Source organism: Acidimicrobiales bacterium (genome assembly GCA_035546775.1).
In the GTDB taxonomy this organism is placed as follows: Bacteria; Actinomycetota; Acidimicrobiia; order Acidimicrobiales; family JACCXE01; genus JACCXE01.
In genome coordinates this window covers 34,715-53,085 of the sequence record DASZWD010000017.1, presented here as the reverse complement: position 1 = coordinate 53,085, position 18,371 = coordinate 34,715, and the positions used below count along the sequence as shown (strand labels likewise).

The 18,371-nt window shown below is 68.2% G+C and carries 17 protein-coding genes; 6 read left to right on the top strand and 11 right to left on the bottom strand.

What is annotated here, in order from left to right:
- Positions 1–112: 112 nt before the first annotated feature.
- Positions 113–1,759 (top strand): class I adenylate-forming enzyme family protein, encoded by a 1,647-nt coding sequence (locus VHC63_03695; GenBank protein ID HVV35681.1) that lies wholly within the window; start codon positions 113–115, stop codon positions 1,757–1,759.
- Here the strand turns inward: VHC63_03695 and VHC63_03690 are convergent.
- The 5 genes from VHC63_03690 to VHC63_03670 are packed head-to-tail and all read right to left on the bottom strand — an operon-like array spanning position 1,746 to position 7,164.
- Entirely contained in the window at positions 1,746–4,871 is a 3,126-nt protein-coding gene (locus VHC63_03690) for an AAA family ATPase (GenBank protein HVV35680.1), read from the bottom strand. The two genes, VHC63_03695 and VHC63_03690, sit on opposite strands and share 14 nt — an antisense overlap.
- Positions 4,872–4,922: 51 nt before the next feature.
- Positions 4,923–5,516 (bottom strand): hypothetical protein, encoded by a 594-nt coding sequence (locus VHC63_03685; GenBank protein ID HVV35679.1) that lies wholly within the window; start codon positions 5,514–5,516, stop codon positions 4,923–4,925.
- 16 nt (positions 5,517–5,532) lie between these two features.
- Positions 5,533–6,279 carry a flavodoxin family protein gene (locus tag VHC63_03680; protein HVV35678.1) on the bottom strand — a complete coding sequence of 249 codons (747 nt, stop codon included), beginning with the start codon at positions 6,277–6,279 and terminating at the stop codon, positions 5,533–5,535.
- A 43-nt stretch (positions 6,280–6,322) separates the two neighbouring features.
- Positions 6,323–6,589, bottom strand: a complete 267-nt coding sequence (locus VHC63_03675) for a zf-HC2 domain-containing protein (GenBank protein ID HVV35677.1) — start codon at positions 6,587–6,589, stop codon at positions 6,323–6,325.
- On the bottom strand, positions 6,586–7,164 hold the full coding sequence (locus tag VHC63_03670; GenBank protein ID HVV35676.1) for an RNA polymerase sigma factor: 579 nt from the start codon (positions 7,162–7,164) through the stop codon (positions 6,586–6,588). The genes VHC63_03675 and VHC63_03670 overlap by 4 nt, the downstream gene beginning before the upstream one ends.
- Before the next feature lie 69 nt (positions 7,165–7,233).
- Here VHC63_03670 and VHC63_03665 point away from each other — a divergent pair, with 69 nt between their 5' ends.
- The gene (locus VHC63_03665; protein ID HVV35675.1) at positions 7,234–8,508 is read left to right on the top strand and encodes an acyltransferase family protein; all 1,275 of its coding nucleotides are present in this window, start codon (positions 7,234–7,236) and stop codon (positions 8,506–8,508) included.
- Here VHC63_03665 and VHC63_03660 read toward each other — a convergent pair.
- Positions 8,438–9,232, bottom strand: coding sequence for an acyl-CoA thioesterase domain-containing protein (locus tag VHC63_03660; protein ID HVV35674.1), 795 nt, complete (start codon positions 9,230–9,232; stop codon positions 8,438–8,440). The genes VHC63_03665 and VHC63_03660 overlap by 71 nt on opposite strands.
- Before the next feature lie 23 nt (positions 9,233–9,255).
- On the opposite strand from VHC63_03660, the gene VHC63_03655 reads away from it, so the two are divergent.
- The gene (locus tag VHC63_03655; protein ID HVV35673.1) at positions 9,256–10,416 is read left to right on the top strand and encodes an adenylate/guanylate cyclase domain-containing protein; all 1,161 of its coding nucleotides are present in this window, start codon (positions 9,256–9,258) and stop codon (positions 10,414–10,416) included.
- Positions 10,417–10,426: 10 nt separating this feature from the next.
- Positions 10,427–11,812, top strand: a complete 1,386-nt coding sequence (locus VHC63_03650; protein HVV35672.1) for an acyl-CoA dehydrogenase family protein — start codon at positions 10,427–10,429, stop codon at positions 11,810–11,812.
- Here the strand turns inward: VHC63_03650 and VHC63_03645 are convergent.
- Both VHC63_03645 and VHC63_03640 read right to left on the bottom strand, forming a co-directional pair.
- Positions 11,786–12,424 carry a DUF998 domain-containing protein gene (locus VHC63_03645; protein HVV35671.1) on the bottom strand — a complete coding sequence of 213 codons (639 nt, stop codon included), beginning with the start codon at positions 12,422–12,424 and terminating at the stop codon, positions 11,786–11,788. The genes VHC63_03650 and VHC63_03645 overlap by 27 nt on opposite strands.
- Positions 12,425–12,476: 52 nt before the next feature.
- Entirely contained in the window at positions 12,477–13,064 is a 588-nt protein-coding gene (locus tag VHC63_03640) for a hypothetical protein (GenBank protein ID HVV35670.1), read from the bottom strand.
- A gap of 62 nt (positions 13,065–13,126) precedes the next feature.
- Here VHC63_03640 and VHC63_03635 point away from each other — a divergent pair, with 62 nt between their 5' ends.
- Together VHC63_03635 and VHC63_03630 are read left to right on the top strand one after the other, a co-directional pair.
- On the top strand, positions 13,127–13,771 hold the full coding sequence (locus VHC63_03635) for a helix-turn-helix domain-containing protein (protein ID HVV35669.1): 645 nt from the start codon (positions 13,127–13,129) through the stop codon (positions 13,769–13,771).
- A gap of 109 nt (positions 13,772–13,880) precedes the next feature.
- Entirely contained in the window at positions 13,881–15,356 is a 1,476-nt protein-coding gene (locus tag VHC63_03630) for a DEAD/DEAH box helicase (protein HVV35668.1), read from the top strand.
- Positions 15,357–15,410: 54 nt separating this feature from the next.
- On the opposite strand, the gene VHC63_03625 is transcribed toward VHC63_03630, so the two are convergent.
- From VHC63_03625 to VHC63_03615, 3 genes are read right to left on the bottom strand one after another with little or no spacing between them, the layout of a single operon-like run.
- Positions 15,411–16,613: a thiolase family protein gene (locus tag VHC63_03625; GenBank protein ID HVV35667.1), complete on the bottom strand. Its 1,203-nt coding sequence runs from the start codon at positions 16,611–16,613 to the stop codon at positions 15,411–15,413.
- A 3-nt stretch (positions 16,614–16,616) separates the two neighbouring features.
- Positions 16,617–17,027 (bottom strand): OB-fold domain-containing protein, encoded by a 411-nt coding sequence (locus VHC63_03620; GenBank protein ID HVV35666.1) that lies wholly within the window; start codon positions 17,025–17,027, stop codon positions 16,617–16,619.
- Positions 17,024–18,322 (bottom strand): amidohydrolase family protein, encoded by a 1,299-nt coding sequence (locus VHC63_03615; protein ID HVV35665.1) that lies wholly within the window; start codon positions 18,320–18,322, stop codon positions 17,024–17,026. The genes VHC63_03620 and VHC63_03615 overlap by 4 nt, the downstream gene beginning before the upstream one ends.
- Positions 18,323–18,371: the final 49 nt, after the last annotated feature.

Here is an 18,371-nt window from a genome sequence, read left to right as displayed (position 1 = left end):
CGTGGCAGAAAGACCCTTCCGTGGTTACACCAGAAGTCCGCGATGCGGCGACTTGTCCACAGGGTGTGGACGAGTCTCGACGCGGGACTCCGTCGATCTAACGTTCGTGTCAATGAAGCGCGAACCGTCTTTTCCGTCGTTCACGCCGACTTCCGGCGAACTGATCAAGCATGCGGCGCAGAAGTACGGCGACAAGACCTTCGTCGTGCTCGAGGACCTGCGCCTCTCGTTCAACGACATCGAGGCGGCGTCGCGCACACTGGCGCGGGGCCTGCTGGCGAGCGGCGCCGGCAAGGGCACACGGGTGGCGCTGCTGGCGCCGAACGGGCCGGACTGGATCGTCGGCTGGTTGGCCATCACGCGCATCGGCGGCGTGGCCGTGCTGCTCAACACGTACTCGAAGGCGCGGGAGCTGAGCTACACGCTGCGGCACTGCGACGCCCAGATGGTGCTGATGGTCGACGGCCACCTCGGTCACGACTACCTCGAGCGCATGGAGCAGGTGGCGCCGTCGATCGTCGGCCAGGAGAACGAGTCGATCTTCATCGAGGAACTGCCCTACTTGCGCTCGGTGTGGACGTGGGGTCCGATGCCGCAGCGCTCGTGGAACGCGCCGGTGTCCGAGCTGGAGAACCGCGCCGCGCTCGTGCCGGAGGCGGTGTTCGACGCGGTCGAGTCCGAGGTGTCGCCCGCCGATCCGATGGTCGTCATCTACTCGTCGGGTTCGACGGCCGACCCGAAGGGTGCGATCCACACCCACGGCCCGGCCGTGCGCCACGCCCACAACCTGTGGCAGATGCGCGACATCAACGCCGACGACGTGCTGTACACGCCGATGCCGCTGTTCTGGGTCGGCGGCATGAGCTTCACGCTGGTCGCCGCGCTGCACGCCGGCGCCACGCTCGTGTTCGAGCACCAATTCGATCCGCCCAAGACCCTGGCCCTGATCGAGCGCGAGCGCATCACGCAGGTCCTCGGGTGGCCGCACATGGCCAAGGCACTGGCGGATCATCCGGACTTCCAGACCCGCGACGTGTCGTCGCTGCGCACGGCATCCGCCGCCGGCGCGTACCTGCTGCCGCCCGACAAGCAGGCAGAAGCGATGCGGCCGCGGGCCAACTCGCTCGGCATGACCGAGACGCTGGGCCCGCACACCTTCGATCACCGCGACAACGTGCTGCCGCCCGACAAGGAGGGTTCGTTCGGGCCGACCGTGCCGGGGGTCGAGCACAAGATCGTCGACCCGCTCACCGGTGAAGAATGTGCGGTGGGCGAGAGCGGTGAGCTGTGGATCCGCGGCTACTCGCTGATGCAGGGCTTGCACAAGCGTGAGCGCGCCGACGTGTTCACGCCCGACGGCTGGTACCGCAGCGGCGACGGCGGCTACTTCGACGCCGACGGCCACTTCTACTTCACCGGCCGTCTCGGCGATCTCATCAAGGCGAACGGCATGAACATCACGCCCCGCGACGTCGAGCTGGCGCTCGAACTCCACGACGACGTGGCGCTGGCGTTCGTGTGCGGCGTGCCGGTCGAGGACAACATGGAAAAGGTCGTCGCTGCCGTCGCGCTCACGCCGGGCGCGTCGGTCACCGAGGACGAGTTGAAGGCGTTCGTGAAGAACGAGATCGCGTCGTACAAGGTGCCCAAGCACATCGCGGTGTTCGCGTCGCAGACCGAACTGCCGTGGCTCGACAGCGGCAAGGTCGACCGCCGCGCCCTGACGGCGCAGCTCGTCGAGCGCTTCAGCTCGAACTGACGCGCTCGAGCCAGCGGCGGCTGCGAGCCAGCCACGCTTCGGCGCCCAGCGCTGCTTCCAACGCAATCGCAGCCTCGAGGTCCGCGATGGCCGCGTCGCGCTCGCCCAGCAGGGAGCGCAGGGCGCCGATGTAGCGGGTGGCCGCACCGAGCATCACGTTGGCCGGCAACGAGATGATCTCGTCGCGGAACGGTTCGAGTTCCGCGATGAGCGCGGGTGCGTACTCGGCGCAACCTGCCTGCGCCGCCGCCTCGGCGGTGAGGCCGATCGCGCACCCGAAGGCGACGTTGCGAGGCAGGGTAGGAAGGAGGTCGACGATGTACTGCACGTGCTGGCGCGCCTCGTCGAACTCGCCGAGTTCGCACAGATGGACGGCGAGGGCGGCGCGCATTCCGTGGAACTCAGGCGTCGCAGTCACCATCATGCGGATGACGTCGACGACCATCGCGGAGTTGCCCTCCTCGTAGGCGCGCCACATCGTGCCGACGGCCACGACCGCCGCGATATTGGGCACGTGCACGCCGATCCGGCTCACGGCGCGCTGTGCGAATGCGGCGGCGTCGTCGTAGCGCGCCTCGGCGAGGGCCCAGATGACCTGGGTCGTCAGCGCCCAACCCATGACGTTCGGGTCGCCGCTGGTGCTGGCGATCGCCTCCATCGTGCGGATGACGGCGAGGCTCGCATCGCGGTTGCCGGCGCGGAGGTACGACTCGGCTTTGGTGCCCATGTACGCGGCGAGGAGCGATCCGCCGCGAGGCGACAGCGGCGACCCGTCGTTGGCTTCGATTCGCTCGACGACGGCTCGCACGCCGGGATGCCCCGCCGTCGCCGCAACCGCGCACTCGAAGGCGAGGCGCAGATCGAGTGTCGTCGGGCCGCCGAGTTCGTCGATCATTTCGAAGGCCTGGCGCGTCCAGGCGCGCGGATCACCCGTCGCCTGTACGTTCAGGAAGTTGGCGCCGCTGGCCAAGCCGAGGGCACGCAGAGCCGACGGCCCCGGGGGCAGCGTGGCGAGTCCCTCCTCGATCAGCTTGGTGGCGAAGGCGTCGTCTGTGCCGAGGTCCCAGCGGTACGCCGAGAGCGATGCGCGGATGAGGCGCTCCGGCGAGCCAAGCAACCGCGCCGACTCGACGGCGGCTTCGAGCGCGTCGTACTCGCCGTCGAGCATGGCGTAGTGCAGTTCCGCAAGCCGGTTGCACACGTCGAAGCGGGCGACGTGGTCGACCGGATCGATGGCGTCGAGGGTGCGCCAGCAGCGGTTGAGCACGGCGATGGCGGCGCGGACGTCGGCGCGGTGCACCGACGCTTCGGCGGCGGCCAGCGAGAAGCGGGCGGCGTCGGCCGTCGTGCCGAGACCGGCGGCGCCGCAGGCGTGATAGGCGAGGTCGTGCAGCGGCGCGGTCGGCCCGTCGCCGTAGATCGTCCGCATGACGGCGGCGATGTCGCGGTGATGGGCGGCGCGCGTGGCCGCACTCTGCGACGCCAGCAGGGCGTCGCGGACGATGGCGTGGAAGAAGCGGTAGCCGCCGCGCCCGTCGTCGATGAGCAGCCGCGCCCGGAGTGCTTCGGCGAGCGCGGCGTCGATGTCGACGCCGGCGGCGACGCGGCTGATGAGCGCGTGCGTGAAGCGCTCTCCGGCCACGGCGGCGATGGCGAGGACTTGGTTGGTGGTCGGCGCGAGGAGGGCGAGGCGGCGGTTGACCACGTCGGTGACCGCCGTCGGCATGTCGGTGAGTTCGGCGGCGAGTTCCCATCGCCCGTCGCGCATCTCCACCGAACCGGTCTCCGCGAGGTGACGCAACACCTGGTTCACGAACAACGCATTGCCGGCGGTGTGGGCGAACACGGCCGCCGCCAGACGGGTGCTGGCGCTGCTCAGCGGTTCGGCGGAGAGCTCTTCGATGAGTTCCTCGACCTCGTCCTGCGTGAGGCCGGACAGGGCGATCCGGTGGGCGTGGTCGAACCGCGGGATGTCGGCGAGCAGCGCGGCGGTGGCGTCGCTGGCGACGACTTCGGTGTCGCGGTAGGTGGCGAGCACGAGAAGCGGCGCCGGATCGTCGGCGGCGAGCAGATGGCGCAGCGCGTGCACCGTCGCGGGTGCGGCCCAGTGGACGTCGTCGATCACGAGCACGATCGGCTGCTCGCGCGCCAGGCGGGCCGCGAGGTCCGCGAGCGCGGCGTTGACGCGTGCCTCTTCGAGTTCGAGGGCGGCGTCCACGGGTGCCGGGCCGGGCAGCTTCGGAAACAGGCGGCGGATCTCGCCGCCGTGGGCTTCCATATGGGCGGCAACGACGTCGCGGGGCGCAGCCTCGATCGCCGGCCGGAGGGCGTCGACGAACGGTTGGTAGGGCAGCGCCAGGTCTTCTTCGCAGCGGCCGAACAGCACGCGCGCTCCGTCGTCGTCGGCGCGCCGCGCCGCCGCCGCCACCAGCCGCGTCTTGCCGACGCCGGGTTCGCCCGAAACCACCACGAACCGGCCGTCGCCCCCTTCGGCTTCCTTCCACGTGCGCACCAACGACTCGAGCACCGCCGCTCGTCCCACGAAGAACTCGCCGTGCCGACGCCGCAGCGCGCGCGGCAGCGTGGCGGCGGCCCCGAGATCGGTCGACGGCCGCGCTGAGCTGCACGGAACCGGTTCGTCGAGGCCCTTCAGGAAGATGTCGCCGACGCGCTGCCACGTGATCGCGCCGCGTGCGCCGGCGAGCGTGCGGGCGACGTCGGTGACGAGCACCTGGCCGGGGGAGGCGGCGTCGCACACGCGGCGGGCGAGCACGACGGCCTCGCCGAACACGTCGCCGTCTTCCTCGGTGAGGTCACCCACGGCGATTCCGACGCGAAGCTGAAGGCCGGGGACTTGGCGCGCCAAGCGATCGATCGACTGCACCAGCTCGACGCCGGCCGTGATGCCGTTCGACGCGCTCGTGTAGGTGACGAGACAACCGTCGCCCAGCGTCTTGACGAGGGTGCCGTCGTGTTGCTCGGCCGCCAACTCGAAGCGGCTGAACACCGACCGGCGCAGGTCGTCGGCGCGCTCGGGACCGAGACTCGTGGCGAGACGGGTGGACTCGACGATGTCGGCCACCAGCACCGTGAGAGTCCGGCCCCCCGTCACGCCCGCAGCGTACGGCTTATTCAGCCGTCACGGCTCCGAACGCGACGGTCGCTAGGCCAGGTGGATCTGCGGGTTGGGCAGGTCGATGTAGGTCGTGTTCTCGTACAGCGACGAGAAGTCCTGTTGCGGCGCGTCGAACGCCTCGGACTTCTCGGCGGCGCGAGCGTCGGCTTCGCTGGTGAAGTACGCGATCTCGATCGACTGGTTCCCGTCCCACAACCGCAGGCCGCCGAGCAGGTCGGGGCGGGCGGCGCGCAGGGCGTCGAGTAACTCGTTCGACTCCATGGCTTCGGCCTTGGCGCGGTCGGTGCACGTGCTCTGCATCACCTGCACGAAGCCAGCCTTGGCGCTCGGACCGTCGAAGAGCAGCGATGTGTCGTTCGACTCGCGGAACGTCGGCTGGCCGTCGAAGAGTTGCGACATCTCCTTGAAGAAGGCGTCCTGCTCGGGGCGCTCCGAGTTCTCCTTGGCGGCGACGTCGTCGGTGAACTGGATGGCGGCCACGAACGTGCCGTCGGCCGCGGTACCGATGGTGCTGCCGAGGTAACCGACCGCGCCGGGACGCAGTTCTCGCTGCCACTTCTCGCCCAGCGCCCGCACCGCGGCGGGATCCGTGGTCTCTCCGGTGATGACTTGCACGAACATGCGGGGTCCTCCTTGGCTAGCGGTACTCGGGATTGGGGAAGTCGAAGCGGCACCCGGCGTCCCACGCGGCGCGCTGGTTGCCGTGGGCGGGAATGCCGCCGGCGTCTTTGAGGATGCGGGCTACGTGCATCAGGTTCCAGGCCATGAACGTGGTGTTGCGATTGGTGAAGTCGTTCTCGGGCCCGCCGCTGCCCGGGTCGAGATACGACGGGCCGGGGCCCGCCTCGCCGATCCACCCGGCGTCGGCCTGGGGCGGGATCACGTAGCCGAGGTGCTGAAGCGAATACAGGATGTTCATGGCGCAGTGCTTCACGCCGTCCTCGTTGCCGGTGATGAGGCAGCCGCCGACGCGGCCGTAGTACGCGTACTGACCGTTCTCGTTCAGCAGCGACGAGTTGCCGTACAGGCGCTCGATGACGCGGTTGCACACCGACGACTTCTCACCGAGCCAGATCGGCGTGCACACCACGAGGATGTCGGTGGCCATCACGCGTTCATGGATCATCGGCCAGTCGTCCTTGGCCCAACCGTGCTCGGTCATGTCGGGCCAGACACCGGTCGCGATGTCGTGGTCGACCGCGCGGATTTCTTCGACCGAGACGCCCTGGCGCGTCATGATCTCGCCGGCGATGTCGATGAGTCCCTGCGTATTGGAGACCTCGGGCGACTTCTTGAGTGTGCAGTTGATGAAGAGGGCGGACAGGCCGGAGAAGTCCCACTGACTCTGTGAGCACAACTCTTCTTGCTTTGCGTTAAGCGCCATGTCGCACCGTCCTTGACCGACGAGCGCGCGTTACAAAGCCGGTTTACTCCTCGGACTGCCAGCGGCGATAGAGGCCAACGAGATCATTTACCGCGTCGTCACTCAAGTCGTCGGGCGTCACGTAGCCGAGGGCGTCGACGGTGACCCGAATCTGCGCCAGGTACTCCGAGCAGTGCGGGCAGGCGGCGAGATGCCCTTCGAGGCGGGCGGCGTCGACGGGCGACAGCTGCCCATCGAGGTAGTCGGTCATGAGCGCCACGGCCTCGCGGCAGACGAGATCACGGCGGCGGCGGCGGAAGAGCGACGTCACGACGCGAACTCCTCGTTGAGCAGGGCGCGCAGTTTCGCGCGTCCCCGGTGCAGGAGCACGCGCTGGTTGCCTTCGGTCACACCGAGCATTTCGGTCACGGCGACGGCGGACAGGCCCTCCACATCGCGCATGATGATGACGGCGCGTTGCTGGTCGGGCAGTTGCGGCAGCAAGTCGCGCAACCGATGGGCGAGGTCGTTGGCCACCAGGCGGTCGTCGACGCGATCGGACCACGGTTCGGGCGGGTTGACCCATGCGCCGTTCTGGTCGAACCGTTCGTCGCCGACGGTCTCGTCCGGACGGCCCGCGCGGGTTTCCTTGTGCGCCGCGGTGCGCGCCCGGTTCATCAAGATGTTGAACAGCCACGTCTTGAACGTGCTGCGGCCCTCGAAGCGGTCGACACCGCGCAGCACGGCCAGCCACGTGTCCTGCGTGACCTCCTGGGCTACGGCGCGGCTGCCGACGGTCGCTTGGGCCAGGCGCAGCAACCGGTCCTGATAGCGCGCGACGATCTCACGGAACGCGGCCTCGTCGCCCGCCCGCATCTTCTCCACGAGAGTGGCGTCCGCATCCACCAACGCGAACGCTAGAACAACCACGCGATTCCGTCCCGGGACGCTCCGACTTCGTTACAAATGGAGGCGGTGAGGCGCAACGCAATCGACGTGGCGCGCGTCAGTGCGCTGATCATCGTCGTGCTCGGCCATCTGACGCTCGCGGTGATCGACCGCCCGCACGGTCACATCCGCGGCGCCAACCTCCTGGCGCTGCACCCCGCTTGGGCGTTCGTCGCCGCGCTGGCGCCGATGCCGGTGTTCTTCGCCGCCGCGGGGTGGGCGCACGTGACGTCGTCGCTCGAGACAGCGTCGGCGCGGCTCTCGGCGCTGCTCGGTCTCGGCGCGGTCGTGGTGGCGACGTGGTCGGTGGGCGTCGGGATCGCCGTCGGCCTCAATGGGCACGCCGGAGTGTTCGGTGACGGTGCCCGCATCGCCACCCAGCCGCTGTGGTTCGTCGCCGGCTACGCGCCGCTCGTGCCGCTCGGCGCCCGGCTGGGCCGTCTCGGCCGCGACCACGCCCTCGCGGCGGTGACGATCGCCCTCGCCACGCTCGCGGCGCTCGACGTGGCGCGGATCACTCTCGGTGCGCCCGAGTGGATCGGCTGGATCGGCTTTTACCTGGTGTGGGGTACACCGTGGCTGCTCGGCGGGTGGTGGCGGGCGCGCCACGAAGCGGGTGGGTTCGACGAACGCCGCGTGGGCTTGGCGCTCATGGCCGGCGCCGTGGTTGTCGGGACCGTGCTCGTGCTTGGGTTCGGGTACGCCCCCGCGCTGATCGACGCGGTCCCGCGTGCGCGTTCGAACACGACGCCGCCGGGTCTGTACACGTGCGTCGCCGCTATCGGACAGGTCGGGGCGCTGATGGCGCTCGGAACGTGGCTCGACGGTATCGGCGCGCGCTGGCGGCGGGTGTGGGACCGCGCCGGCGAGTTGTCGCTCGGCATCTACGCCTGGCACCTCACAGCGCTTTCGCTGTGTGGCGCCGTGTTGGCGGCCGGCTTCCCGGCGCCGACACGCCTGACGGCGCTGTGGTGGCTGACGCGGCCGCTGTGGTACGCGGCCGTGTTGGGTCTGGCGACGCTGTTCGTGCTGGCGACGTCGGGTGTGCGGGCGCAGCTGCGGCGCCGGTCGCATGCGGACACGGCGCCGCCGCAGCTTCAGGTTGCGCTCGGCGTCGCGCTGGCGGTGGCCGGGGGAGCAACCGTCGGGCTGCGCGGTCCTCGGTCGCTGCCGTTGGCCGCCTGGTGCGCGGCGTTGTTCGTCGGGAGTTGGCTACTGCTGCGACGGCGCGTCAGCTCGCCGGAATCGGGCGGACCATCGACTCCTGCGCAAACGACGCAACCACCTCTCCCTTTGCGCTGAACACGTCGCCGCGGCCGAAGGCGCGCCCGCCGGCGACCACCGGCGACGTCTGCGCCAGCAGCACCCAGTCTTCGAGCGAGAACGACTGGTGGAACCACACACTGTGGGAGGTCACGGCCGTGTGCAGCGTCACCGTGGAGTCGGCCTGCGACACGCCCTCGAAGGGACGCAGCGCGGTGCCGATGATGGTGAGATCCGTGGCGTGAGCCAGCAGCGCCTGCTGCACGGCGAGGGGCTGGCCAGCGGCGCCCGTCGCCCGCATCCACATCTGGTACTCGGCGGGCCCCTTCTCCTTGGCGGCGAGGTCGACGCCGCCCACGACGCGCAACTCCCACGGGATCATGTTGTTCTCGATCTCGATCGCCTGCGTGGGAGTGCCGACACCCGCCGGCGGCGAGTCGCTGCGGTGCAACGGCGACTCCTCGACGGCGTGCAGCGAGACCGTCGCCACGCTGATGACCTTGCCGTCCTGCGTGGCGGTGATCGACGTCGTGCCGAACGTGCGACCGTCCTGCACCTTGTCCACGGCGTATTCCATGCGCTTGGACGTATCGCCCTCGCGAGGGAACAGCACGTGAATCGACTTCACCACTTTGTCGGGTGACGCCTTCGCCGCCGCGGTGATCATCTGGGCGAGGATCTGGCCGCCGAACACGCGGTGATAACCGATGTCGAGGTTGTCACCGGTCTCGAGGCACTTGATCAGCTCTGGCAGCCCGAACACGCTCGGCAATCTACTGTTCGCGCATGGCCGGCGAACCGTCGCTCGACGTCGACCGGTTGATCGCCTCCGGCGTTTACGACCCCGCATCACCGCGCGCCGCCGACCGCCTCGAGTTGGTCACGTATCTCTTCGAACATGGCTCGTCGCAGGCCCAGATCGAAGCGACGTTCGCCGCCCAAGGACTCAACGGGCTTATCGAGCAACTGCAGGCGGCGCCCGAAGGATCTCCGCGCGGTTCCATCGTCGACGTCCTCATCTCGCGGGACCGTCTGTCGGCCACCGAGATCGCGGCGCGCGCCGGCGTACCCGTCGACCTGGTCATGCGGGTGCGCGCCGAACTCGGTTTCCGCGACGACGATCCCGATGCCCGCGTGATTCCCGGCCCGTTCGTCGACGACATGGTCGGGGTTGCGTTCGGCGCCGCGCTCTTCGGCGAGGAAGCGATCCTGGGTCTGGTGCGGGTTGTCGGATCAACCGCCATTCGCCTCGCCGAAGCATCCCGGGCGGTCGTGTTCACGGATTTGGCGGCGAGCCTCATGGACACGCCGGGCGGCGAGTTGGCGATGTTGCGCACGAACCAACAGGCCACCGGCGCCCTGCCGCTGATTCCGGCCGCGTTCACGCGCGCGTTTTTCGAGCACGTGAACCGCCTTGCCGACGTCATGGTGCCGACCGATCCGCAGCGCCTTGACATTGCGAGCCTCGACGTCGCCGTCGCGTTCGTCGACCTCGTCGCCTCGACGGCGTGGACGGAGCAGGCAACGCGTGGCGAACTGCGCGGCGCGCTGAACGAGTTCGAGCGGTTGGCCAACACGCTTGCCACCGAACACGGCTGTCGGTTGGTGAAGACCAACGGTGACGACGCGATGTTCGTCGGGTTCGAACCGACCGCCGTGGCGACGGTCGCCGTCGAACTCTGTGAGGCCGTCGCCGCGGAATCCCGACTGCCGCAGGCTCGCGGCGGCGTTGCTTTCGGGACGGTGTTCCCGCGCGATGGTGACTACTTCGGTCCGACCGTGATCGTTGCTGCCCGCGCCGGCAAGGCCGCGGCGCCCGGTTCGGTTGTCGCGACAGATTCGGTCGTGGCGCACGCCAGCGCCGACGCGTTCACCTTCGTACCATTGGGACAGGCCGCCCTCCGCGGCGTGAGCGATCCCGTCCAGCTGTACGAACTCCGGCGATAACGTCGATCCCATGGCGTGGGACTTCAAGACCGACGATGAGTTCCAGGCGCAGCTCGACTGGATGGACGAGTTCGTTCGCACCGAGATCGAGCCGCTCGACATCCTGTTTCGCGAGTTCGCGTATCAGCCTCTCGAAGAACCGCTCAAGGGCGTCGTCGAACGCCTGAAGCAGGAAGTGAAGGACCGCAAGCTGTGGGCGTGCCACCTCGGTCCTGATCTCGGTGGTGAGGGTTACGGCCAGTTGAAGCTGGCGCTCATGAACGAGATCCTCGGGCGCTCGCCGTTCGCCCCGATCATCTTCGGCTGCCAGGCACCGGACACCGGCAACGCCGAGATCATCGCCCACTATGGCACCGACGAGCAGAAGGCCAAGTACCTCCAGCCGCTGCTCAACGGCGAGGCGTTCTCGTGCTACTCGATGACCGAGCCTCAGGGTGGTTCCGACCCGACGATGTTCACGACGCGTGCCGTGCGCGACGGCGACGAATGGGTCATCAACGGCGAGAAGTTCTTCTCGTCGAACCTGCAAGCGGCGTCGTTCCTGATCGTGATGGCGGTGACCAATCCCGACGTGAGCGCGTATCGCGGCATGTCGATGTTCCTCGTCCCCGCCGACACGCCCGGGATCAACGTGCTCGCCAATATCGGCATTGGCGGCGAGCCGTTCAACGAAGGCGGCCACGCCCACGTGCGCTACGACAACGTGCGCGTGCCGCTCGACAACCTGCTCGGCGGCGAAGGCCAAGCGTTCGAGGTGGCGCAGCGTCGTCTCGGCGGCGGGCGCATCCACCACGCCATGCGCGGCGTGGCGGCGGCCCAGAAGCAGTTCGACATGATGTGCGAGCGCGCCCTGTCGCGCACCACGCAGGGCGAGTTGCTCGCCAAGAAGCAGATGGTGCAGGAGATGATCGCCGATAGCTGGATCAAGGTGCAGCAGTTCCGGCTCATGGTGCTGCACACGGCGTGGCTCATCGACCAGTCCTCGACGGGACAGACCCGCCAGTACATCGGCGCCTGCAAGGTCCTCGCCGCCGAAGTACTGACCGACCTGTCGGAGAAGTGCCTCCACCTTCACGGTGCGCTCGGCACGTCGAACCTGATGGAACTCGGGACGGGCTACGGAATGATGATGGGGATCATGGACGGACCCTCCGAGGTCCACAAGGTGACCATCGCCCGGCAGGTGCTGAAGGACTACCAGGCGGCGCCCGACATGTGGCCGACGGAGTTCGTGCCCCGCAAGCTCGTCAACGCCCGGCGCAACTTCGCGTCGAACGTCGACAAGATGGGCCTCTCGATCGACGCGTTCACCGACATCTTGCAGAAGTCGCGGGGTGACGACGCGACGATCAACGCGATGGAGGCGTACTTAGACGCCACCATCGGCAACCTGTAGCACCCGGCGAGCGAGCAAGCACAGACCGGCGCACACATAGACGATCAGGGCGCGCTGGGTGAGCCCGGCGACCGCCGTGTCGGTCGTCACCCCGTTGACGACGAGGCCGGCGATGAACACGACGCCGAAGATGCGCGTCGGGCGTGCCAGGTCGCGCCAGGCATCTCGCGCCTTCATCGCCCTCGCCAGCACGAACGGCGTGGCGATGGTGGCCAGCGCGGCGATCAGGAACGTGATGATGTGCGCCTTGCCGTGCCACGAAGAGGCGGCGTCGCTCATCGAGCAACTGTGGTCGGCGGCGCGGCAGTCGAGCCGGAAGAGGGTGTCGCTGGCCGAGTCGAGCGCCGGCAGTGACAGCGCCGCCAGCACGCCGCCGACTCCGAACGTCGGGAAGAGGGCTCCGAGGCCGAAGGCAACCGCGCTGAACCCGCCGATGGCGCAGATCGCCAGATAGAGGCCGGGGTGATGCGCCGTCATTGCACCGAGGTCGCTGACGTCGTGGCGGGCGAACGAGTATCCGTGGCGCTCGATCGCACCTCCGACGATCCATCCGAGTACGAACACGGCCTGTCCGGCCATCACGGCGGTTGCGAGTGCCCTGCGAGTGGTCATGAACGCAGCGTGCGCCGGCCCCGCGCTCGCCGCATCCGTGCCACCACGGGTTCTAAGCCCACACGTCGAGCACCTCCATCGGCTCGTAGGTCACGCCCTCGTCGGTGTGGGTGATGCCGTGACCGGCGAGCACCTCGGTCACGGTCGGGACCAGGGTGACGTTCTTGAACTTGAGCCACAGGTCGTGGCTCTCCCACACGTCGATGTACTCGAGGCCGCCGTCGACCACGCGCACGATGTGGGCGACGAGTCCTTGCGGCGGTTCGTCGCCGAGCTTGCCCTCGATCTCCGCGTACATCTCCGGGGTCGAGGGCACCCGCAGCGTGAAGCTGTACGCATTGGCGGTGCTGCCCGTGCCGAACCAAGTCGAGACGACGTCGATCGGATCGAGTCGCACCAGGTCGTGGGAGTGGGGGAGGCCGTAGCTCGCCAGCACCTCGCCGACTGCGGGCTCGAGGGTGTTCCAGCGCCACTGTTCCCACGCCTCCTCGCTGTCCCACACGTCGGTGTAACGGAGACCGCCGTCGACGACGTGGGCGATGTGGGTGATGAGACCCTCGGGCCGGTCGCCCAGCTTGGCCCGAATCTGGCCGTACATCTCGGCGTTCGCCGGGACGTACTGGAGGAAGGCATAAGGCATGGTTGGCTCCTTGCAACTAATCCAATACAATCGTCTGTATCCGATATAGGACTATGTACTGAATGTCGCCGACTGTCAACCCCGCACGGAAGTACGACGCCAGCCGGCGCCAGGAGCAGGCGCGCGCCACGCGGCGCGCGGTGCTGGCGGTGGCCACGCGGATGTTTCTGGACCAGGGGTACGCGGCGACGACGATGAATGCCGTCGCCGAGGCGGCGGGGGTGTCGGTCGAGACGATCTACAAGACGATCGGGAAGAAGCCCGCGCTGGTAAAAGCGTGCTTTGACGTCGCGATCGCCGGAGACGACGAAGACTTGCCCATCCAGGAGCGCGAGTCGTTACTCCGCGTCCGCAGCACCACGGATCCGCGGGAGAAACTGCGCCTGTACGGCGAGCACATGACCGGAACGATGCAGCGCGTCGGGGCGATCCTGCTCGCGGTCAGAGCCGCGGCGGCGACCGACGCCGGCGCCCGGGACGTGTGGGCGCAGTTGCAGGAGGAGCGATTGCGCGGCATGACGATGCTGGCGACGAGCCTCAAGGAGATCAAGGCGTTGCGAAAAGGTGTTTCCGTCGAAGAGGCGCGCGACGTGTTGTGGGTGCACAACTCCGTGGAGGTCTGGGATCTCCTCGTGAACGGCCGCGGTTGGTCGAACGAGAGGTACGGAAAGTTCGTCGGCGCGCAGCTGATCGCGGCGTTGTTGTGAATCTGTCGTACACTGGTCGTCCTCACGTGCACTTCTGCCGTGACACTGACTGCTCGTTGAACGGTTCGCCGGGTCCTTGAGTTGTCTCTCACCCGAAAGCGAATAGTTCATGCCCAGCTTCACCGACCTCGGTGTCCGTAAGGACATCGTGACCCGTCTCACCGCGCGCAACGTGGTCGAGCCGTTCCCGATTCAAGCGGCGACCATCGCCGACGCCCTCGCCGGCCGCGACGTGTGCGGCCGTGCGCCCACCGGTTCCGGCAAGACGATCGCCTTCGGCATCCCGCTCGTCAGCGGTGTCGGCAAGGCGGCGCCGCGGGCGCCCCGTGGCCTCGTCCTCGTGCCGACGCGTGAGCTCGCCAACCAGGTTGCGACCGAGTTGGTCTCACTCGGCGGGCCCAAGGTGCGCATCGCCACAGTGTTCGGCGGCGTCTCCTACGGCGAGCAGTTGCGCGCCTTGCGTCGCGGCGCCGACATCCTCGTTGCCTGCCCCGGCCGGCTGAAGGACCTCGTGCAGCGCAACGAGTGCCGTCTCGACGAGGTGTCCTTCGTCGTCATCGACGAGGCCGACCGCATGGCCGACATGGGCTTCCTGCCCGAGGTGCGCCGCCTGCTCGACATGGTGCGCGCCGACCGCCAGACGCTGCTGTTCTCGGCCACGCTCGACGGCGACATCAGCACGCTCATCGAGCGCTACCAGAACGACCCGGTGCGCCACGAGGTCGACCGCGCCGACGACCACGTGGAGAACGAGCACCACTTCTGGAAGACGAACCGCAACGAGCGGGTGAAGCTGGCGGCCGCCATCGTGTCCAAGGCGTATTCGGCGATCGTGTTCTGCCGCACCAAGCACGGCGCCGATCGCCTCGCCACCCAACTCGAGGGCCTCGGGGTGACGGCGGCGGCCATCCACGGCGACCGCACGCAACGTCAGCGCGAGCGCGCCCTCGCGGCGTTCACCAACGGCAAGGTGCAGTGTCTCGTCGCCACCGATATCGCGGCGCGCGGCATCCACGTCGACAATGTCGGCTGCGTCGTGCACTTCGACCCGCCGGGTGACGACAAGGACTACGTCCACCGCAGCGGTCGCACCGGCCGCGCCGGCACGAGTGGCACCGTCATCTCGTTGCTGATGCCCGACCAGGTGAAGTTGTCGCTGGCGATGCAGAAGCGCATCGGGCTCGATCCGGTCGTCGATCGTCCCGTCGAGGGCGAGTACGACGGCATCGTCACCACGTTCACGCCTGAACCCGACCCGGCACCGACCGCGACGCCGACCCGTCCGAAGAAGGAGTGGAAGCCCCGCGGCGAACGCAAGCAGCCGGGGGACTGGGCACCGCCCACGCGGGCCAAGTGGAGCCGCGACGAGGCCGCCGCGCCGGCGTCGGAGAAGCCGAAGCGGCTGCGCAAGCCCGACAAGGCGCGCAGCGTCGCCAAGACGACGGTGGGCGAGAAGCCCAAGCGCGCCAGCGCGCCGAAGGCCGGTTTCACGCCCAAGGCGCGCCCGCCCCGCGGGCACAAGCCGGGCGACACCAGCCGCGGCCGCAAGCAGGCGGCGCCCAAGGCCCGCCACCGCCGCGGCTAGTCGCTTCTGTGAAGACTTTTCCGTGCCCTGCACGGAAGAGCCTTCACAGAACGCTTAGAGCTTCGTGAGCAGCATGCAGCCGCCGATGGGGCCGCCCCCGTTGGCGACCGCCGCGACTTCGGCGTTCTTGACCTGACGGTCGCCGGCGCGGCCGCTCAACTGCATCACGGCTTCGTGGATGAACCCGAAGCCGTGGAGGCGACCGGCGCTGAGCTGGCCGCCGTGGGTGTTGAGCGGGAGCTCGCCGTCGAGGTCGAGTCGGGTGCCGCCCTCGACGAACGGACCGGACTCGCCCTTGCCGCAGAAGCCGAGCGCTTCGAGCCACGTCATCGTCAGGAACGAGAAGCCGTCGTACAGCTCGGCGACGTCGACATCGGACGGGCGCAGATCGGTGCGCGTCCACATCTGCGCGCCGGCGTCGCGGGCACACATCGTGGTCATGTCCTCCCACTGATCCCAGGACGGGCGGCCGCGCAGCGCTGTGCCCATGGCTTCGACGCGGGCGACGGGGTGGTCGACGTTGGGAGCGTGGTCGACGGCGCTGACGATCACCGCCGTTGACCCGTCGCACGGTACGTCGCAGTCGTAGAGATGGAACGGCGTGGTGATCATGCGCGAGGCGAAGTAGTCGTCGAGCGTGAGCGGGTCGCGGAAGATGGCCTTGGGGTTGCGCCCCGCGTGGCGGCGAGCGTTGAGTGTGATCTGGGCCAGCTGCTCGGGCGTCGTGCCGAACTCGTGCATGTGGCGGTTGGCGCACATCGCCAGCCAGCACGCGGCGGAGTAGGCGCGCATCGGGATGAGCCACTGGAAGTCGCCGCTCATGCGCGGCGCGCCACCGCCGCCACCGCCCGAGTCGAGGCCGATTCCGGAGCGGCCGCCCTCGCCTTGCGCGGTCGACTCGTTGACCGTGCGGTACACGAGCACGTGGCGGGCCAGGCCGGCGCCGACGGCCATCACGGCGTTGATGACGGCCTGGATCTGTGCCGGCCCTTCGCGTCCACCGGAGTGCCAGTTGACCTTGAGGCGCAGCGCGTCCTGGACCGCGGGCGTGCCGGGCCCGGCAAAGCCGCCGGGCGAGCCGGCCATCTCGCCGGGGTAGGCGGCGATGCCGTCGATGTCGTCGACGGTAAGCCCGGCATCGGCGATGGCGGCGCGCGCGGCGTCGAGCGTCATGTCGAGCTCGTCGCGACCGAGCTTGCGTCCGATCTCGGACTGACCGACGCCGCTGATGATCGAACGATTCTCGAAGTCACTCATCGGCTACTCATTGGCGGGCTCGAACACGGGAATGAAGACGTCGTCGTACTGCTGGAAGACGACGTGGACGGGCATGCCGATGCGCACGTTCTCGTTGGCGCAATTGACCATGTTGGAGGTCAGGCGCAGACCTTCCTGCTCGTCGAGTTCGACGAGCACGATCGACCACGGCTCGGTCGACCCGTCCCACGGCTGATGGTTGATGGTGAAGCTGTGCACCACGCCGCGCCCGGTGACGACCGACGGCGTGATGTCCTTCGACGCGCAGCGCGGGCACTGCGGCAGCGGCGGGTGGATGTAGTAGCCGCAGTCGTTACAGCGCAGGAAGCGCAGCTTGCCGTCGGCGCCCGACGTCCAGAAGAACCGGTTGTGGTCGTCGAGTCGGGGGAGAACCCGAAACGGGTGGTCGCTCACCTACCGGCGCGCGCCGCGATGCGCTCGGCGAGCGTCATGGCGGTGACGATGCCGCCGTCCTCCTTGAAGGCGCCGGTGCCGTAGGACTTGGGCGTGGTGTCGACGTCGGTGGCTTGGGCTCGCAGCGCGCCGACTGTGCACTGCTCACGCGGGATGTGCTTGAACGCGTCGAACTTGAAGTGGTTCATGGCGTTGAGGTGCGTGATCTTGTTGATCTCGTCGTCGGGCAGGCCGTCGAGGTACTTCATCGCCATCTCGGGCGCGTTGGGCCACGTCGAGTCGGAGTGCGGGTAGTCGCACTCCCACATGATCGAGTCCATGTTCAGGTGGTGACGGATTTCGATGCCGACGGCGTCGTCGATGAAGCAGGTGAGGATGTTCTCGTTGAACACCTGGCTCGGCAACTTGCCACCGAAGTCCTGGTTGGTCCACTGGTGATGGTGGTTGTAGACGTAGTCGAGGCGCTCGAGGAAGTACGGAATCCAGCCGATGCCGCCCTCGCTGAGGGCCACCTTGAGGCTGGGAAACTTGCGGAACATCGGCGACCACACGAGGTCCGCCGCGCACTGCACGATGTTCATCGGCTGCAGGGTGATCATCGTGTCCATGGGCGCGTCCATCGACGTGATCGACATCTGACTCGACGAACCGATGTGCAGGCACAGCACCGATTCGGTTTCCTGCATCGCGGCGAGGAACGGGTCCCAGTGGTCGGAGTGGTAGCTCGGCAGGTTGTTGATCTTCGACGGGTTCTCGCTGAAGGTGAACGCGTGGCAGCCCTTCTCCGCCACGCGCAGCACTTCGTCGGCCATCAGCTTCGGGTCCCAGATCGGCGGAATGGCGAGGGGAATCATGCGGCCGGAGTACGTGCCGCACCACTCTTCGATGTGCCAGTCGTTGTAGGCGCGCAGCAACTCGAGCGCGATGTCCTTGTCTTCCATTGTGTAGAAGAGCGTCCCGGCGAAGCCGACGAGCGACGGGAAGTTGAGCGAGCCGAGCACGCCGTTCACGTTCATGTCGCGGATGCGTTCGTGGATGTCGAAGCACCCCTTGCGCATCTGGTCGAACGACGTGGGGTCAAGCCCGTACTCCAGCGGGTCGCGGCCGGCGACCGCGTTGAGTCCGACGTTGGGCATCGGCGCGCCTTCGAAGACCCACGTTTCCAGGCCGTCGTCCAGCTTCTCGACGCGCGGCGCCTTTTCGGCGGCCTTCTTTGAGAGACGGCCCTCGAAGAGGTCGGGTGGCTCGACCACGTGGTCGTCGACGCTCACCAGGATCATGTCGTCGAGCTGCATTCCAGATCTCCCTCAAGGCTCGAAAAGTGACGGCGCTGTTAGATTAATC